This is a genomic window from Hymenobacter sp. HD11105, from assembly GCF_054051685.1.
In genome coordinates this window covers 163809-181953 of the sequence record NZ_JBSWBR010000001.1, presented here as the reverse complement: position 1 = coordinate 181953, position 18145 = coordinate 163809, and the positions used below count along the sequence as shown (strand labels likewise).

15 protein-coding genes are annotated in these 18145 nt (G+C 55.5%); 4 read left to right on the top strand and 11 right to left on the bottom strand.

The window, feature by feature from the left end; translation table 11 throughout:
- Nucleotide 1: 1 nt before the first annotated feature.
- On the bottom strand, nt 2-1078 hold the full coding sequence (locus ACW9KT_RS00850) for a PorP/SprF family type IX secretion system membrane protein (protein ID WP_457077474.1): 1077 nt from the start codon (nt 1076-1078) through the stop codon (nt 2-4).
- A gap of 251 nt (nt 1079-1329) precedes the next feature.
- On the opposite strand from ACW9KT_RS00850, the gene ACW9KT_RS00845 reads away from it, so the two are divergent.
- Both ACW9KT_RS00845 and ACW9KT_RS00840 read left to right on the top strand, forming a co-directional pair.
- Nucleotides 1330-4389 carry an AsmA family protein gene (locus tag ACW9KT_RS00845; RefSeq protein ID WP_457077473.1) on the top strand — a complete coding sequence of 1020 codons (3060 nt, stop codon included), beginning with the start codon at nt 1330-1332 and terminating at the stop codon, nt 4387-4389.
- A gap of 219 nt (nt 4390-4608) precedes the next feature.
- Nucleotides 4609-5451, top strand: a complete 843-nt coding sequence (locus ACW9KT_RS00840) for a DUF4382 domain-containing protein (protein WP_457077472.1) — start codon at nt 4609-4611, stop codon at nt 5449-5451.
- Between the two features lie 100 nt (nt 5452-5551).
- On the opposite strand, the gene ACW9KT_RS00835 is transcribed toward ACW9KT_RS00840, so the two are convergent.
- The 7 genes from ACW9KT_RS00835 to fumC form a co-directional block, all read right to left on the bottom strand.
- Entirely contained in the window at nt 5552-6193 is a 642-nt protein-coding gene (locus tag ACW9KT_RS00835) for a thioredoxin family protein (RefSeq protein ID WP_457077471.1), read from the bottom strand.
- A 106-nt stretch (nt 6194-6299) separates the two neighbouring features.
- Nucleotides 6300-6791 carry a DinB family protein gene (locus ACW9KT_RS00830; RefSeq protein WP_457077470.1) on the bottom strand — a complete coding sequence of 164 codons (492 nt, stop codon included), beginning with the start codon at nt 6789-6791 and terminating at the stop codon, nt 6300-6302.
- A 131-nt stretch (nt 6792-6922) separates the two neighbouring features.
- Nucleotides 6923-7342, bottom strand: coding sequence for a DUF6970 domain-containing protein (locus tag ACW9KT_RS00825; protein ID WP_457077469.1), 420 nt, complete (start codon nt 7340-7342; stop codon nt 6923-6925).
- A gap of 186 nt (nt 7343-7528) precedes the next feature.
- Nucleotides 7529-7921 (bottom strand): diacylglycerol kinase family protein, encoded by a 393-nt coding sequence (locus tag ACW9KT_RS00820; RefSeq protein WP_457077468.1) that lies wholly within the window; start codon nt 7919-7921, stop codon nt 7529-7531.
- Nucleotides 7914-8507, bottom strand: a complete 594-nt coding sequence (locus ACW9KT_RS00815) for a GNAT family N-acetyltransferase (protein WP_457077467.1) — start codon at nt 8505-8507, stop codon at nt 7914-7916. Before ACW9KT_RS00815 ends, ACW9KT_RS00820 begins: the two co-directional genes overlap by 8 nt.
- A 166-nt stretch (nt 8508-8673) precedes the next feature.
- A complete protein-coding gene (locus ACW9KT_RS00810) occupies nt 8674-9738 on the bottom strand; it encodes a DHH family phosphoesterase (RefSeq protein ID WP_457077466.1) in 1065 nt (354 codons plus the stop codon).
- Between the two features lie 72 nt (nt 9739-9810).
- Nucleotides 9811-11214, bottom strand: a complete 1404-nt coding sequence (gene fumC, locus ACW9KT_RS00805) for a class II fumarate hydratase (RefSeq protein ID WP_457077465.1) — start codon at nt 11212-11214, stop codon at nt 9811-9813.
- A 168-nt stretch (nt 11215-11382) separates the two neighbouring features.
- Between fumC and ACW9KT_RS00800 the strand changes: the two genes are divergently transcribed.
- Nucleotides 11383-11766, top strand: a complete 384-nt coding sequence (locus tag ACW9KT_RS00800; protein ID WP_457077464.1) for a dodecin family protein — start codon at nt 11383-11385, stop codon at nt 11764-11766.
- Nucleotides 11767-11853: 87 nt separating this feature from the next.
- On the opposite strand, the gene ACW9KT_RS00795 is transcribed toward ACW9KT_RS00800, so the two are convergent.
- The 3 genes from ACW9KT_RS00795 to ACW9KT_RS00785 form a co-directional block, all read right to left on the bottom strand.
- Nucleotides 11854-13329, bottom strand: a complete 1476-nt coding sequence (locus ACW9KT_RS00795) for a TonB family protein (protein WP_457077463.1) — start codon at nt 13327-13329, stop codon at nt 11854-11856.
- Complete coding sequence (locus ACW9KT_RS00790) at nt 13316-13945, bottom strand: RNA polymerase sigma factor (RefSeq protein ID WP_457077462.1); 630 nt, start codon at nt 13943-13945, stop codon at nt 13316-13318. The genes ACW9KT_RS00795 and ACW9KT_RS00790 overlap by 14 nt, the downstream gene beginning before the upstream one ends.
- 190 nt (nt 13946-14135) lie before the next feature.
- On the bottom strand, nt 14136-16502 hold the full coding sequence (locus tag ACW9KT_RS00785) for an ATP-binding protein (RefSeq protein ID WP_457077461.1): 2367 nt from the start codon (nt 16500-16502) through the stop codon (nt 14136-14138).
- A gap of 786 nt (nt 16503-17288) precedes the next feature.
- Here ACW9KT_RS00785 and ACW9KT_RS00780 point away from each other — a divergent pair.
- The gene (locus ACW9KT_RS00780; RefSeq protein ID WP_457077460.1) at nt 17289-18143 is read left to right on the top strand and encodes a prephenate dehydratase; all 855 of its coding nucleotides are present in this window, start codon (nt 17289-17291) and stop codon (nt 18141-18143) included.
- Nucleotides 18144-18145: the final 2 nt, after the last annotated feature.

Here is an 18145-nt window from a genome sequence, read left to right as displayed (position 1 = left end):
TTTAGAAAGCCGGAGTGGGTATGGTCATGAAGTCGCGGTGCCGTAAACGGCGCCAAGCAGCTTCAATCCGATCAAAATTGCGGACGCTCACGGAAAGTTCATGGCCTCCGCCTAAATCGGCACTAAATGCACTTAAGCTGACATCATAGCTATACCCAAAGCGAAAAACCCCTGTGCTTATACCAGCAATAGCCGCTATAATTTGCTGGGGTTGAGGCGCCCCTGGTAAAGGGATGCCCCGGTAAATCGCTCCCAGGGTGATAGGTGAGTACGTGCCATATAGCCCAGCTTCTGCCCGCTGCGAACCACCCTGACGGGTGTAGCCTGCCGTAGCGGTCAGGCTTACTTCACGAGTTTTGATGGGAGTAGAAGTGCGCACGAAATAATGTTTGTAACCCGTATTTAAGTTCAACCGCATGGGCAGCGTTGTTTGGGTCGCAAAACCCAGATTTGGCTGATTTACGTGGTGTGCAGCTGCTCCTATCCAAAACCGTTCCGTATATAGTAAACCTCCTACTCCGATGGTCAGATAATTTGTCGGATTTAAGTCCATCGACTCTGCTGTGGGGTTTCCGGTAAGCCCTTCATCGGAAAGTTGGTCACCAAAAACGAGGTTTCCGTAGCTCAATCGCTGATTTCCATAGCTAGCCTGCAGGCCAGCACTCAAACTCAAAAATTCCGTCAGCCGGGAGTGATAAGCGTACAAACCACCCACCTCAAACCGGGTATATCCGACGGAGCCAGTGCGGTCATAGTTCAATAAAAGGCCCACGGCGCTGCGCTGGTTGCGCATGCGGTAGTCGGCGGCGAGCTGGCTGGTTTGGAAGGTGCCAGCCAAGGTGGGAAACTGGTTACGATAGTTAAGCGAAACGCTGTAATCATCGAGCAGGCCGGTGAAAGCCGGATTGGTGTGCAGGCGCGTGGCGTAGGGTTGAGAGAAATATAAATCTTGCGCCTGCACTGACGGGTGCAACCCCACACTACAAGCTATTGCTCCTACGACTGATGCTATAAAGCGGCTTCCGCTAACAGGAAACCACCGCTGGGGGGCAAAAAAAGAAAGTAGAGGTAGATGCATAAAAGAGAAACACTAACGTCGCACTAGCCCCGTTTGGTACGTGAGCAGCCGCGACACATGAACTAAAAGGCAATCTTGCCCAATTAAGTAAGTAAAAAGGCTGAGGAAAGGCTATCAGCCTCTATATCTTCCTTAGCCTAACGTTGCACTATTTTTGCCCAGTCAGGAGTTATTACTGAGGTGGCAGCCATTTTAGCAGCGTTGCCGCCCCCCGATTTTGTACGCTTCTCCTGTTTTCAAGCCTCTTACTCATGCGTAAAATTTTTGTTGGCCTACTGCTGTTTTTAGTAGTACTGGTAGCGGCCATAGCGCTGGCGCCGCTGTTGTTCAAAGATAAAATAAAGCAGGCGCTGGATCGGCAGCTGGCGGAACGCGTAGCCGCTAAGGTAGAGTATGATCCGGCCAATGTAAGCCTGAGCCTGTTTCGTTCTTTCCCCGATTTAGCTCTGAGCATTAATGAGCTGCGTATAATCGGGCAAGATTCGTTTGCCCGTGATACGCTCGCTTACTTACCCGCTTTCCGGGTAGGATTGGATTTGATGAGCGTGGTGCGCGGCGAGCAGATCAAGATTAAAACCATCCAACTCGATCAGCCCGATATTAATCTGCGGGTACTTAAGAGTGGCCGCGCTAACTGGGATATTTTCTTGTCCGACTCTGCGCTGGCCACTCAGGGCAAAGATACGAGCCAGTTAAGTGTGGCTATTAAGGGCTGGAAAATTGTGGGGGGCAAAATGCGCTACGAAGACCTGACGATTCCTTTCGCTCTGCGCGCCCGCAACGTGAATCATACCGGCTCGGGTGACTTCACCCAGAACGTGTTCGATATGGAGTCGCAGACCACGGCCGACAACTTCACGATGAACTACGCCGGCATGAACTACCTGGCCAACACCAAACTCGCGGCCGACGTGACCATGGCTATGGACTTGGGTAAGATGCTCTTTACTTTCAAAGACAACCAGGTGCGCCTCAATGACTTCCCGGCTAGCTTCGCCGGCACCATTGCCATGCCCCAGAACGATATCGACTTCAACCTGACCTTCAAGGCCCTTGAAACCGACTTCAAAAACATCCTGAGCATTGTGCCTGGCGTGTTCACAGAACGCTTCAAGAACATCGAGACAGCGGGCAAAATGGCCTTCGACGGCTATTACAAAGGCACCATGAGCGACACCAAGTCGCCGGGCTACGGCGTGAATTTGCAAGTGAAAGACGGCATGTTTCATTACCCCGATCTGCCCCAAGCCGCTCGCAATATCAACGTAGATATGGTGGTTGACAACCCATCGGGTTTCACCAATAATGTGAAAGTCAATGTGAAGCGTTTTCACCTCGATCTGGGCAAAAACCCTGTGGATGGCACTGTAGCTATTGATGGCTTGGAGCCGATGCGGGTAGATGGCCGCGTGAAGGCCAACATAGATCTGGCCGAAGTAATGAAGGTATACCCCGTACAGGATTTGCTGCTCAGGGGGCAATTATTCGTGGATGGCACCGCCAAAGGCACGTATTCAGCTACCCAAATGCCCGTGGTGCAGGCTGCCATGCGTCTTACCAACGGCTACGTGAAGTCCAAGCAGTTCCCGGCGCCCATTGAGAACCTGACCCTGAACGGCACCGTCACAAATACTACCGGCAAGCCCAACGATACACGTCTGAATATTCCACAGTTCAAGATGCTGCTCGATGGTGAGCCTTTGGAAGGCCGCCTCGCGGCGCAGAATATCGATAAGCCCATTTTCGATACCGACGTGCGCGGCACCGTGGATTTAACCAAGCTTACCAAGATATTCCCGTTGGAAGGTATGACCGTAACCGGTCGTCTGAATGGCAACGTGGCCGCCAAGGGCAGCATGGCCGACATCGAAGCGGAGCGCTACCAGAACGTAGTAGCCTCGGGCACCGTGAACGCCCAGAATATAACTTACAAAAGCACCGATCTGCCCCAGGGCATGAAAGTGACCCGCGCCACGGCCACGTTCAACAACGACAAGATCGTACTGCAAGACATGAGCGGCTTTGTGGGCAGCTCCGACATTGCCGCCTCCGGTACCATTAGCAACTACATGGGCTACCTGTTCACGCCCGGCCAGCCCTTACGTGGCAACCTGACCGTGAACAGCCGCCGCTTCAATGTAAATGAGTGGATGGTAGATGAGGTAACGACCAAGCCCACTGCAACGGCCAAAACTACCGCGCCCGCCCAAGCCCAAGGCGTGCTGCAAATTCCCAAACACTTCGACCTGACCCTGAATAGCAGCGTTGGGCAAGTGGTATACGATAACCTCAAGCTCGACGATGTGAAGGGTACCGTAGTGGTACGCGACGAAACAGTACGGCTTGATGGGCTGACCTTCAACACCCTGGGGGGCAATTTTGCTACTACCGGCAGCTACAGCAGCAAGGATTTGCAGCACCCGAAGTTTAACCTGGGGCTGAACATCAAAAACCTGAACTTCCAGAACGCTTTCCAGGCATTCAACTCGGTAAAAACCCTTGTGCCGCTGGCCGCTAATTTGGAAGGCATTTTCTCCACCAACTTTAATGTAAGTGGCGAAATGGGCCCGGATATGATGCCCGTGTACAGCTCCCTGACGGGTAAAGGCTTAATTGAAGTAGTGCGAGCAGCCGTTAGCGGCTCCGAGGTAATGAACAAAATCAGTGCGCTCACGCAGTTTCAGGAGCTAAAAAGCTTTGTTGTGGAGAATAAGGGCGTAGCTACCGAGATGCTTAACGGCAACTTCATTGTGAAGCCTTTTGATGTGAATGTGGGCCAGATCAAGATGACCATCGGCGGCTCCAGCAACGTAGACGGCAACCTCGAATACGCCACCGCTCTGAATGTACCTACTGGCAAGCTCGGCAACCAACTCAATGCTCGCCTTACCTCCCTCACCGGCGTCGAGAACCTGCAGGGTACCGACCGGGTGACGCTGGGCTTGAGCATTGGCGGCACCATGAAAGACCCGCAAGTGAAGCTGACCAGCGGCGACGTGAAAGCACAGGCTAAAAACCTGGTGCAGAACATTGTAGAAGCGAAAGTAACGGACGCTAAGTCGCAGCTGCAGGCCCGCGCCCAAGTGGCTCAGGATAGTCTACAGCGCGACATTGCCCGCAAGCAGCAGGATTTGCAGGAGAAGGCCCGCCTCGAAATTGAAAAGAAGCGCCTCGAAGCAGAAACCAAAGTACGCGACCAGGCGAAGGAGAAGATCAACGGATTGCTATTTGGCAAGCCCAAAAACCGGCCCGCCGAACCGGCCCCAGCTCCAACTGCTCCCGCCGATACGGCTCGTTCGGGAGGCAAATAGGTTCCTTTCAGCTTGACAAAAGGCCCTTACCATACTATGGTGAGGGCCTTTTTATGCATAAAGCTACATGAAGAGTAAAAACAAATTCCCGTTTATCTATTAAAATGAATATTTAACAAATATTTATATAATAAAACTAAGAATGTTGGCTTGAATTTGGCTAAGGAATGATTCAGTTGCAGTTCCTTCCTTTCTGTCCCTCACCCATCCCTCTCCTTTATGAAAATTACGCATTACCTGCCAGTTGCTTTACTGGCTGCATTGTCCTTATCGAGTTGCGCCGACAATAGCGAAAAAAGCAGTGACACCAAGCTGCAAATCCGCATGACGGATGCTCCCGGTGACTTTCAGAAAGTAACTCTGGATGTCCGCCAGATTGAGGTTCATTTGAAAGACGAGCAAAGCGCCGACGGCTGGGAGCTGTTGCCTTTCACGCCGCAAATGCTGAATATCCTGGATTACGTGAATGGCCGCTCAGCTTTACTAGTAGATACTGATTTCGCGCCCGGCGACCTGAAGGAGATTCGCTTGGTGCTCGGCCCAAACAGCACCGTCACGGCTCGCGACGGCGTAACCTACGACTTAAAAACGCCCAGCGGCCAAACTTCCGGCGTTAAGCTGAAGCTCAACAAGGCGACGCTGAAGGAGCGCGAAACCTTCCAGCTCCTCCTCGATTTCGACGTGGCAAAGTCGATTGTGCAGCGCGGTACTTGGAAGGCTGGCAACGACCCCAAAGAGCGTTTCTTGCTGAAGCCTGTCATTCGTGTTATTGCTCAAGATATTGCCGGCGGCCTGCGTGGCACCGTAGCTCCGGCCGCGGCCCTACCCCAGATCTTGGCTATTCGCGCCTCCATCACGCCCGCCGATACGTTTAGCACTTCTGCCGATGCGGCGGGCGGCTATCAGCTAAGCGGCTTGCCTTCTGGTGTTTACCGGGTCGAGTTCTTCCCTACCACTACCGCGTCAGCTAACCAGGCGGCTTACAAAGCAAAAGTTACCCGCGCGGATATCACGGTTACCAATAACCAGATAACTGATATGGGCCAAACGAAGCTTGACTAACCTTAGCATTATCCTTTGAAAAAAGCCCCCCAGCTACTCGGCTGGGGGGCTTTTTTATTATATAAACTTCAGTAAGCAATGCTTCTCAAAACCCGGCTATCTAGCTTTTTGAGAAACTTCCCACAGGCTCCAAGGCCTTTACGAGTTCTAGCAACTCGCGCTGAGTCGATTGCGTTTTATCATAAGCGTACCAGCTGTGGAGCTGGGTCGCAAACTCCTCAAAGGGTAGGTTCTGGCTTTTCAATTCCAGAAATAGCGCCTGAGCCGGGGCCGGTCGGGGGCCCCAAGTGGCAGCTTCCGTGAGCGTATCGGCGCGCAATACAATGAGTTTGGGAATAGAACGCCCACCACCCGTCAGGTAGCGGTCCATAAGATCAAGGTTTTCGTCGCGTAGCAGGTAGCGCGATTCCAGCTTGCCGTCACTGACCTTCACAATGGCTTCGAGCACAGGTACAATCTGGGCTGCATCGCCGCACCACCCTTCGGTGAGGGTTAGCCACACGTAGCGATGCTGCAGGCTAGCCAGCGCCTCGCGCAATTCGGGGAGCAGCACGATGGTTTTATCCACGCGGCGCATGCGCTGAATGTTCAGGCGGGCATATTGCAGAATCTGCTCGGTTTGGTTGGTGCCAGTAGTGAGGTTTTGCTCCATCAGCTCATCGATAAGCTGGCGGTAACTAGTGTAAGTATGAGCGGTGGCTAGGCGTTCGGGGGGCAAAACAGGAGCGAGGGGAGCAAACATGGTATCTATAAATAGCAGTGATGGCCAAGTAACAAACAAAAACCCCTCTGGTAAGTGAGCCAGAAGGGTTTTTGCGATTACGAAGCAGCCATAAAAAAGTAGGTGCTTACAGGCTTACAGTTTCCTTAGCCGACATTTCACGGCAGTAGGTAATAAAATCAGTATTAATAGGCTCTAAGCCATTGTCGCGCAGGCGGGTAGCCACTTGGCCGCGGTGATAGTTGGCGTGCACGTGCACGTGGGTCAATACGTCTGATACTTGGCTCACGTAAGCGTCACCCACGGAGTTAGTGTAAGTAATCATGCGGTGCAGCTCCGTATCGTCGGCGGCCTGAGCCATCTGCAGCAGGCGGCCTGAAGTTTGGCCGTGCAACTCATGCAAAGTCTGTAGGCTGTGTTCCTGCCATACTTTCACGGGACTTTGCGTGTCAGTGAGGCGGGCAATCCAGATGGCCTGGGCATTAAGCACGTGGCTGAACAGGCGCAGGGCTACGGCCGGGATTTCGGCGCCACCCGCTACGGCTTTGTCCATATGCGCGAGCAGGGTGTCATTGGCCCAGATATTATAAGCGGCCAGTTTTTCGATGGTGTTGATCATGGGAGTGGAATGATGAAAATGAATGAATGGGAGGTCGTCAGCCTCCTGAGTCACCCAGTTCAGACAAAGAAAAGCTTGTGCAAAGCAACGACGATGGAAAGGAGCAAATTTATCTAAAGGAAAATACTCCTTTACCGCGGATCTTGCCAAATAAGTCTTTCGCGCGCTCTCTTTTGAAGAAAATCGGAGCATTTGCCGTCTCCTTTCCCCGTGATACCACCATCTGGCTGGCAGATAACTTTACCGTCGGCGGCGTAGAGTACAGTGAAAAAATCGCAGCAAGGAGCCGTTTCGTAGTACACCACCTGGTCGTTGTACAGGTAGCGGAATATCTGTATGGGTGGGTTTGCGACCATATCATCGGTCATTATTTTTTTGATGCGCTCGTTGAGCCATGCCGGCCGTTTGACGGTGTCGTCTACGGACGAGCGGGCTGGCGTGGGCATCACGGTATTAGCGCTAGTCGGGGCCGGGGTACTGGGGCCGTACACGCTGCCTGATACGGGCGCATCGGTGGGGGTAGTCACGTTCACCCCGGTCTGGCAACCCATTGTAAGACAGGTAGCTATGGAGGTGATTATCAAAAGTAACTCAGTGCGCATGGCAAAAGAACAAGAGAGGATGAGGAATGAGGAATAGGCCAAAAGCGTAATTGAAGCCTCAAAGTAGCAGGGTTGCAGCCTAACAGTGGTGCTTACGCCGCCCCCTGCTAATTGTTCATTCCGCCTTCTGCCTTGCTAATGGGTCAGCGCCCATACGCGGGGGGCAAATATGAGCGCGCCCACTACCAGCGCGGCCAGCGCCGCCAGCAGCACGGCTCCCGCCGCAACGTCCTTGGCTTTGCCCGCCAGCGGATGATATTCCGGCGACACCAAGTCGGTAAGCGCCTCGATGGCAGTATTGGCCAACTCCGCCGTCCAGACGGTGCCTACGGCCAAAGCTACCAGCGCCCACTCGGTAAGGCTGATGTCAAAGTAAAACCCCAGCCCAATAACCACCACCGTCGCGAGGGCGTGAAAGCGCAGGTGCACTTCCGAGCGCAGCGCTGACGCTACACCCCGAAAGGCATGGCCGAAGCTCGCTACCCGGCGCTGAAGCAAGCCGCGGGGGCTGGGGGGCAAATCAGACACGGCTTTCGAAATCTTGAAAAACCGTACTGCGCAGCTGCTGCCATTCGGGCTTTAGAATGCTGAAAATGACGGTATCGCGCCGTCGTCCGCCCTGGGTGAGGCGGTGACTGCGCAACGTACCTTCCTCGGTGGCGCCCATTCGCCGCATCGCCTCCTGCGACTTCGTATTGCGGGCATCGGTCTCCAACTCCACCCGCTCGCAACCCAACACATCAAAGGCGTGGCGCAACAGCAAGTGCTTGGCCGCCCGGTTTAGGCCGCTACGCTGAAATTCTGTGCCCACCCAGGTGTAGCCAATCGACAGGCGCGCATCATCCAGAAAGATATTGTAGTAGCTCGTGCTGCCAGCCACTTGGTTTGTACGCTTGTCGATAAGTACGAAGGGGTAGCGCTGCTCCTTCTCCCGACCTTGCATAGCCGCCGCTATGTAGTCGGCCAAGCTGATTCGGTCGTCGCCGCGGGTGAGTGTGAACTGCCACAACTCTGGGTCGAAGGCTATAGGCTGCAAGGCCTCAAAGTCGGTGATAGCCAAAGGCCGCAGCTGGGCGCGATTATTTTCCAGAATGATGTCTTGGGAGAAATCCATAGAGAAGATAGATGCGTGGAAGTCAAGCCTAAATATGCCCGGAAAAATGAGATGGGGCTAGACGAAAGCTCCATTGAGCAAGGAAAATATAGATCAGCTTGCAGAAATCGTGAACCCACTGGGTGGCGCCTTACCAAGATGTGCCTCTGGCGACGCTGTTGAATAATTATTCGTACCCGAGACCTTTCAGCAGCAAACCATATTCTTCGGGCGGTAAATGCCCCCCACTGGCCTGCGGATGACCATGCGCGAAGTTGGCCGGCGGCGTGGCTCCAATGCGGGCAAACGCTGCCCGCAATACATTCGGAATGTGCAGATCGCGGCTAGCCGCCCGGCCCGATATAGCCACTGCTCCATCGGCCAGGTAGCCCATGTTGGCGCAGAGCACAATCCGGTCGGGGAGGCGCTGAATCCACTGCTGCGCCACCAGCGGATGAATCTGACAGGGGGAATCGATGGTGATAATAGCTACGGGCGAAGCGTCGGGACCTTTGGGCGGGAACTTGGGGGGCATTTTGCGGGCCACGGCCAGCTCGGCGGCTACTTCCGCGCGGTAAGCGGCCAGCGTAGCATCCTGAGCCAGGCCGCGCGGATTATCATCGTGCAGCAAATATTGTAAGGGCAAATCTAAATCGAAGGCGCCAGCGCGGCGAGCGGCGTTGCACATGGCTACGGCTTCCTTGAGCCACTTGGCGGTGTGCTGCTTTTTGGTGGTTGATAGAGGAGACCAGGGCGCCTGGTCGCCCAAGTCGGAAAGAATGCCAATGGCGGCTACCCACTGCAAGTCCGTCACGTCCGTTTCCGCGGCCAGCAGCTCGTACGCTAGCCAAGCCGAGCAAGGCACTGGCTCCAGACCGTAGCCCGTCAGCACGGTGGCACCCGTTGGCGGCTCACCTTCGGGAATATGGTGATCTACGTACAGCACCGGCACGCCATCGGCTTCCAGAGTGCCATTTTCATGAACGCCGAGGTCTGTAACGATAAGCGCATCAGGCTTAAAAGCTAACAGCTTTTCGCGCACAGCAGGCGTTAGAAAGGCGTTTTCTCCCTTGCCTGACGGCAAAACCTCTACTTCCCAGCTCGGGTTGATACGACTCAGCCCGCGCCCGAATAAGGCCCCCGCAGCCAAACCGTCGGCATCAAAATGACAAAACACAACTACGCGGCCAGCAGCCGGAATCTGATCAAGAAAGGCACGAAAGGGCGCGGCAAATTGAGGATAGGCAGGCATGAAAACGGGCGGCCAGCATGGTAGCTGGTCGCCCGTTGTTCGTATAGTTACTCGACAAGGTTGTAGCGGCGGCTACTTCTTTATCTCGCCCACCATGTCCTCAGGCTTCAGCCACTCGTTGAACTGCTCCTCGGTGAGGTAGCCGAGCTTCAACGCGGTTTCCTTCAATGTAGAGCCTTCGCGGTGCGCGGTTTGGGCAATTTCGGCGGCTTTGTAGTAGCCGATGTGCGGGTTCAGGGCCGTTACCAGCATCAGAGAGCTGTTTACGTGCTTTTGAATGTTCTCTTCAATGGGTTTAATTCCTTCCGCGCACTTGTCATTAAACGACACGCACACATCACCGATGAGGCGGGCTGAGTGCAGGAAGTTATAGATCATCAGTGGCTTGAACACGTTCAGCTCGAAGTGGCCGTTCATGCCGCCGATGTTGATGGCCACATCGTTGCCCATTACCTGCGCGGCTACCATGGTCATGGCTTCGCTTTGGGTAGGGTTCACTTTGCCGGGCATGATGCTCGAGCCGGGCTCGTTATCAGGGATGTACAGCTCACCGATGCCGGCGCGCGGGCCGGAAGCCAGCAAGCGAATGTCGTTGGCAATCTTCATCAGCGAAGCCGCCACCGTTTTCAAGGCGCCGTGTGCTTCTACGATGGCATCGTGAGCAGCCAAAGCTTCAAACTTGTTCTCGGCCGTGACAAAAGGCAAGCCCGTGAGGTCGGCGATGTGCTTGGCTACGTTTTCGGAGTAGTTGGGGGGCGTATTAATGCCCGTACCGACGGCCGTGCCTCCCAGCGCCAGCTCCGATAAGTGCGCAAGCGTGTTTTTAATAGCCCGCAGGCCGTGGTCGAGCTGGGATACGTAGCCCGAAAACTCCTGGCCCACGGTGAGCGGCGTGGCGTCCATGAGGTGGGTGCGGCCAATTTTCACCACGTGCATGTACTCCTCCGACTTGCGCTTGAGCGTGTCGCGGAGCTTCTCGATGCCGGGCATGGTCACTTCCACCAGAATCTTGTAGGCCGCGATGTGCATGGCCGTGGGGAAGGTGTCATTCGAGCTTTGCGACTTGTTTACGTCGTCGTTAGGCGCCAACGCTTTCTTCTCGTCGCTGAGCTGGCCGCCTTGCAATACGTGGCCGCGGTAGGCTACCACCTCGTTCACGTTCATGTTGCTTTGCGTGCCCGAACCGGTTTGCCACACCACCAGCGGAAACTCCGCATCTAGTTTGCCCTCCAGAATCTCGTCGCACACGCGGCCAATTAACTCGGCTTTATCGGCGGATAGTATACCGGCGTCGCGGTTGGTGAGCGCAGCAGCCTTCTTTAAATAAGCAAAGGCGCGGATGATTTCCTTGGGCATCCGGTTGATATCCTGCGCGATGCGGAAGTTGTCGATGGAGCGCTGGGTTTGGGCGCCGTAGTATGCGTCGGCGGGTACCTGTACGGGACCCATGGTGTCTTTCTCGGTACGGAAATTCATGAAGCGGAAAGCTGAGGTGGCAGATTAGTTCGAGGGGGTAAAAGTACATAACGCCTAGCCGGGGGGCAACGTTGGAACTCAGCCGCTCGTGGCCGGCTTGCGTACAACCATGCCAGCCCCTTCTGGAGCCGTTGTTTAGCCCCGTTCCACCACCAAACGCCCCAAGCTATGAGTAACATCAAGAAAGTAATTGAAGTACTAGCCAGCTCTGACAAAAGCTTCGAAGACGCCCTGCAGCGTGCCCTCACCGAAGCCAGCACCACGCTCAAAGGCATCAAGTCGATTTACATTAAAGATCAGAGCTGCAAAGTGCAGGACAACCGCATTGTGGAGTACCGTATCACGGCCAAAATTACTTTTGAAGTAATGCACAAGTGGAATGCCGGCGCCATCGGCGGCATCGAAACCGAGCAGGCCGAAGTCCCCGGTACTGGCGGCGGTACCCCCGACTACAGCCAGGTAGAAATAAAAACTCAGCCCGATTTGCCCCGCGAAGTAGAGCCCGGCGGCAGCGCCACCGCCCCAGAAAGCGGCGGCGGCTACAGCAACTAGAGTAGTTTGAGCAACAAAAAGCCCCCCAGATCCCTTCTGGGGGCTTTTTGTTGCGAAAAATAGAGCAGCTGACGGTAATACCACAAGCTAAAGGCGAAACGGCACCACGATGCGCACTTGCTGAGCCGTGCGGCGGCCACCGATGATGCCCGGAAACCAAGCTGGTCCTTCACGCACCAAGCGCATGGCCTCTTCGTCGCACTCTTTGCTGAGGCTGTCCACGACCTTCAGGTTCTCAATAGAGCCAGTAGCTGTTACTGTGAATTTTAATTTCACGGTGCCTTGGGTGCGCTCCTTAAGGGCTTTTTCTGGGTAAACTAGCTCTTCTTTTAGATACTTGTGGAAGGCTGGTAAACCTCCGGCCGGTGCGGGCCCGACGGCTGGAGGCACTGGCATTTTACTTTTCCGCACCACTACCGTTTCGCTGAGCGCTTGGGTATCCGAGGCCAAGGCAAGCGTGAGCGGGGCCGTCGGGTTGGTGAGCTTATACTCCTGAGTTTGGTAGCCAATAGACGAAATAGTGAGCGTCGATTGTGTCTCGGTGATGGGCAGTGTGAAGGAGCCATCGGCCTCAGTACTCACTCCTTGGTTGGTGCCTTTTACGAGTACCGTTACCCCAGCCAACCCGTCGCCGGTGGCTTGGTCCGTAATACGACCCCGCACTGTTTTCAAGCTCGCAGCCGAAGCGGCAGAGCTTGCCAACGAGCGCATATTTGCGCTGGGGGGCATTTTTTTCGCTTTTTCTTCCGGGTTCGATGCAGAGCCGGCTACCGGCGTAGAACTCCTGGCCACGGAAGCGCGAGTAGGATCGGATGGGAGCGGAGTCGATGGTTCGGCTGGCACAGTGACTTCGGTAGCTACCACCACGGTGCTAGGGGAGATGCTGTCCGCGGTTGTCTTGCTATCCTGCGTTTGGGTCTTTATCGCCGCCACATCGCCTGCCTGCCGAGTTGAGATTTTGGAAGAGCGAACATTGGCGCTGGGCGTTGCATTGGTGCGAGCAGACGTAACTGCCAAGGCTGCTTCGGGGCGATTTGCTTGCGAAACTGATGCGTCGTCAGCCAGTATTGGTATGGTCTGTCCTGCTGCTGATTCGGCTTCTAACACAGGTGCAGAGGATGCTGACGGCAACGACTCTTGCTGACTTCTCGCGACCGGCTGCTCTGCCTGCATCACCGCCGACACGGGCACCGACTGCGTTTCGGTGTTCGCCTGACGTAGGCGCCATCCAACGACGCTGGCTATCAGTAGCAACACGACTCCGGCCATTTGCAGCCATGGCCAGTTAGCGGATACTGGCTTGGGGTCGACTTCTTGAGCTACGCGGGCGCGTAGGCGGCTTTGCAGGTCGGCCAAGCTCTGGTCGGTAGTGGCTGCGTCGGTCATTTCCAGCCCTTCGAGTACTTCGGCACACCGCTGACAATCAAGTGTATGTGCCTCCACGCGGTGCTGGGCGGCTGGTGCGAGCGTACCAGCCACGTACTGCCGCAGCAAGGCCACGGGCAGGTGCCCACCGGGTTCGGCAGACGAAGGTGGAGTAGGTAGCTGGTCAGTGGGCCGCATCAGGAGCAGAAGACTCTAAGTAACGTTTGAGGTTGCGCTTGCCGTTTTGAAGGTGGCTTTTCACTAAGCCTAGCTCGAAGCCGGTGATAGTGGCGATAGTACGGTAACACTGCTTTTCGAGGTAAAACAGTTCCAAGCATCGTCGCTGACCGGGCGGTAGCTCAGCCAAGGCAAGCTCTAGGGCTTGTAGGCGTTCTTCGGTCAAAGCGGCTTCGTCGGGGTCATCAGTAGGTAGATGCGCAGACACCGCCGATTCCATACCGGCCGCGTCGGGAAAGTGCAGCACGAGGGCGCCGCCACTATCCGGATCGGCGCGCTGCCGGGCGCGTAGAAGCATTAGGCAATGGTTGCGGGCCGTAGTATGCAGCCAGGCCGGAAAGTTGTCTACCTCATGCCGCCGCAGACTTTCCACCAGCTTTTCGAACAGCTGCATTACCGCGTCTTTGGCATCGTCCTCGTCGCGCAGGTAGCGCCGGCAAATGGCCAGCACCGACACCATATGTCGCTCATACAGCGTGCCCACATCGGCTACGTCGCCGTGCTGCCGGTAGCGCACCAGCAGCTCGGCATCCGGTAGCGCAGCGGGCAACTCAGAACGACGTCTTTTGAAAAACATAAGGTACGGAGCAGCCCGTGGATGAACCCGTAAGCTACAGCTTGGGGGGCAAAACACCGCCTTATCAACAAGCTGTATTCCTACAAGAGAAGCGACCGTTACGCTAGATAGGAGGAAGCTGGAAAGCTAACTCTCTCCTTGGGCTACCGATGCGCTTGAATTGTACACTTAGATTAAGTCAGCACAGAAGCTAAACGGGCAGGGTGATAGTAAACTCAGTACCGTGACCCTCCTTACTCTCCATATTAAGCGTGCCCCCATGGCCTTGAACGATAATGTCGTAGCTGAGTGACAACCCTAAGCCTGTGCCTTCCCCAGGCGGCTTCGTGGTGAAGAAGGGGTGAAAGATCTTGCTCTGTACCGCTTTGCTCATACCAGTGCCATTGTCGCGCACTTGAATTTCTACGTGCCCGTCCAGGTGCTTCGTCTGGACGCTGATAGCGGGTTGGTAGCCTGCTTCGCCTAGTTGCTGGCGCTGCTGCACGGCATAGAAGGCATTACTGTAGAGGTTCAGTAGCACTCGTCCAACATCGGCCGCCACAATGTTTACGGGGGCTAAATCACAGGTAAAGTCGGTATTTACTTCCGCCTCAAACTGTGAGTCCTTGGTACGCTGCCCTTGGTAAGCCAAGCGTAAATATTCCTCGCACAGGGCATTCAGATTCGTTGGGGTCCGTTCCCCGGTGCTTGCGCGGGCGTGTTCCAGCATTCCGCGGACAATACTAGAAGCGCGCTGCCCGTGCTGCCGGATTTTGGTCAAATTTTCAGTTACATCTCCGGCCAACGCGGCCACCTCCTCGCCATCCCCCGCGAGTTGGGCTTCCTGCAGCTCGAGCATCAATTCGGCGCTCACGTCCGAGAAGTTGGTGACGAAGTTTAAGGGGTTCTGAATCTCGTGGGCAATACCGGCCGTCAGCTCGCCCAGCGAGGCCATCTTCTCTTTTTGAATTAACTGGGCCTGAGTCGTGCGCAACTCCGTCAGAGAGGCGTCGAGCTGATCCCGCTGGACTTGCAGCTCCTGCTTTTGTGTAGTAACAGCAGCATTCAACCGATTAAGCTGCTCGTTGGCGCGCTGCTTGAGCCGATTGCTGCGCCAGAGCACAAACACTAGGCCCCCAATCAGCGCCAGTACAGCCAGCGTTGCTCCTAGCAGCAGGCGCTGACGCCGGGCCTGGGCCGCGTCTAGGGCCTGGGCTTGGCGCAAGTCGGCGATGCGCAGGGTCTGGGCCTGCTGAGCTTGCTGAATTTCAAATTTCGTCACGTGCAGCCGCCCTTGGGAGGCGCTGAGCGTGTCGCTCAACCCAAGAGCAGCTATGGCATACGTTGCCGCAATGGCCGGTTGGCGTTGCTGCTGATAGAAGCGAGCCAAATTGCGTAGGTAAGCCAGCCGCAACGGCGTATTGCGCGCCTGCTGGGCCTGCCGATACGCCGCCAGCCAGTGGGTTTCGGCGCGAGCCCCGTCGCCGATTGCCTCGTAGTACTGCGCCCAGGTGGCCGCCAACTCAAAGCTACCATTGGACGAAACAAGGGGCAAGTGCAGCGAATCGTCCAACTGCTGGGCCGTATGCAGAAGCGGGAGGGCTTCGCTGGGGCGGCGCTGAGCCAGCAACACCGCACTTTTCAGCACCAACCAGCAGCCCCGAAAGGCCTTATCCCCGGGGGGGGCGCTGGCGATGCTCTGATCCAAGGAGCGCAGGGCGGCCAGGTAATCGTGCGCTTGCAGCTGCACCTGGGCCAGCAACGCGTAGCGGACATAGGGATTCGTGCGGGCTTGGCCACCAGCCTCAGCCAAGGATTGCCGCAGATAAAATAGCGCCTTTTCTATGTTGCCCCACTCGGCATAAGCTTGGCCGGCCACGGCCAGGCAATCGTAGTAGAGGGGGGCGTGAAAACGGCGGTAATACTGCGCCGCTTGCAAGTAGTGGCCAATAGCTTGGTTCTGGTCGCCCACGGCCTTGCAGTAGCCTGCCAGAGCGTGGTAGCAGGCGGCTATGCTCAGCGTATCCCCCCGCTGCCGATAGGCGACCAACTGAGCTCGGTAAAAGGTCCGCTTCGCCTCTTGGCTCGTCGGGGGGAAGAAGTGGCGCATGCTGATCAGAAGCATCGGCACGGGACGCTGGAGGCGGTCAAATGCGGCCACGGCGGCCTGTGCTGTGTCGAGCGCAGCCACTAAGTCGTTGGCTGCGGCCAGCTGGTAGGCTGTTATCAGATAGCGGTACGCCCGCTGTTCGGGTCGCCCCAATCGGGCACTTAGCGCCAGTAGTTCCATGGCCTCGTCGGCATTAATACTCTCCGCTCCCGCTTTGGTGCCGATATCGGCCAAGTGCATAAGCGTGCGCATACGGGCCGTGTCAGCGCGTTGGCTGCTGAGCACCTGGCGCAGGAAATTGGGCGGCGTCTCCCAGTAGCGGTAGCTGACCGCAGATGGCGCGGCTGCTTGCACCGCCCCCGACCGAGATGTGGTCTGCGACGCGGCTGGGTCTACAGGCAGCTGAGCAGCCTTAGAGGTAGATAGGAGAAGCAGCCAACCGGCCACCAGCAAGAGGAAGTAGCGCATAGCAGCAGAGACAGGACCACACCATGAGTTACTTCTCGTGGCTGGAATTACTCCAAGTTATAAGTGAATTTTACTAGACAATCTAACTATTTACTTGCTGCATACCAGCAGAATGTATGACCCATTTTAAGGAGCAAGGTAGTATCGAAGGAGACCTTATAAGTAGTGCTCTGTCGTAAGAGGAACATCATTGCCTAAACGAGCCGATACCAAACGTTTTTCACTCTATTCGCTTGATGCAACGCTCGTTATAAGTGAACGCCTTGTTAGCATTCAAGGAGGGTCTGCATATTGGTGCGCCTCTACTTAGTTAGTCTAAAATTTTAGGTTGGTCTTCCCTAATCTCATAGAGCATAAACGAGGAATTACTAGAGTATAAGTTGCTTAAGCCCAGATAATAAAATCAGAAAATTTGGTGCAAACTTGTTTTCCTGCTTGCCTTTCTTCAGATTTGGGCAGCTAAACGGCTACTTTCATCATGCGCACGGCTTCCAATCAGTATTATTTTACCTCGTATTTTTTCTACGCCACCGCGTAGAACCGAGGCCGCTTGCCCCACACCAACCTAGACCAACCAAGCGCCCCGGACCCCCGAGAGGCGCTTTTTTTATCTCCCGAGTATTCCCTAATCATGCAGTTCTCCGCTTCTTTTTTTTATGGCTTCTATTACTTCTTCTACCGGAAGAACCAGGGAGTCTTTTATTCTGCTTAACCTCAAAAGAAGCAACGAAAAAGGCCCCCTGAACCTCAGGGGGCCTTTTTTATACACTAAACTTCACTCTTCTCATGACGCCAACCATTGCCATTCAGGGTTTCGCCGGCAGCTTTCACCAGGTAGCCGCCCACCAGTACTTCGGTCCCGAAACCGCCGTTACGCCCTGCGCCACCTTCGCGGAGGTAGTACGGCAAGTGGCGCGTGGCACGGCAGCGGGCGGCGTAATGGCCATTGAGAACTCTATTGCCGGCAGCATTCTGCCCAATTATAACCTGCTCCAACAATCGGAGCTGCGGGTGACGGGCGAGGTGTACTTGCCCATCAGGCAGCATCTGCTGCTGCTGCCCGGCCAAACCCTGGCTGACCTACGCGAGGTGCACTCGCACCCGATGGCTCTGCTCCAGTGTGCTGATTTTCTTAACCAACACCCTGAATGGAAGCTGGTTGAGACCGAAGACACAGCCCTCAGCGCCCAGCGTATTCGTGAAGGTCACCTGCTGGGCATAGCTGCCGTAGCTGGCCAGGCTGCTGCCGAGCTTTTTGACTTGGAGATAGGAGCAAATGATATTCAATCGGTGCCGGAGAACTACACGCGGTTTCTTATCATCAACACCGCCGAAAATGCCCCCCAGCCGGCCACGGCCAATAAAGCGTCGGTGTATTTCCACACTTCCCACACAAAAGGCTCGCTGGCCCGGGTGCTCAACAAAATCGCCGACCACGACCTGAACCTCTCCAAGCTTCAGTCCTTCCCCCAGCCCGGCCGCGCCTGGCAATACTTCTTTCATGCCGACCTGGAGTTCGACCACGCCGACCAATTCCACGAAGTCCTCCGCGACTTGGAGCCGCTCACCGAAGATTTGCGCGTGTTGGGGCTTTATCAACGAGGAGATCAGCAATTAACCGACTCAACACCCGCTAGTTAAAA